At 58.8% G+C, this 308-nt stretch carries 1 protein-coding gene; it reads right to left on the reverse strand.

From position 1 onward, the window contains the following. Nucleotides 1-41 precede the first annotated feature (41 nt). Nucleotides 42-308: peptidase C39 family protein (locus EE949_RS24330; RefSeq protein ID WP_206335718.1), on the reverse strand; the 267-nt coding region annotated here is incomplete at its 5' end.

The raw sequence follows: 308 nt of genomic DNA on the forward strand, positions 1-308 counted from the left end.
CGCACACACTAGCCGCGCGTCAGGATTAAAGCCATAGCGGTTCATGAAACCTGCGCACAATCAGGTTCTCCAGGTCCCGACGGGTAAACGATCACGGCTGCCCGCAGCTTGTCAGTCCCGAAGCAACTCATGCGATTGAAGTCAGCGTGGCTCACCGGCAAATGCTGACAGTCGATGGCCTGACGGTGCAGGCTGTGATCGATATCCGGGTCATGCAGATAGACGAAATCGGCGTCACAGTCCGTGACCATCACCCAGTGCGGAGCCTTGGAGCGGGTCAGGCGATAGCTGCTGATCAGCACCAGCGG

This window comes from Pseudomonas viridiflava (assembly GCF_900602065.1).
Taxonomy (GTDB): Bacteria; Pseudomonadota; Gammaproteobacteria; order Pseudomonadales; family Pseudomonadaceae; genus Aquipseudomonas.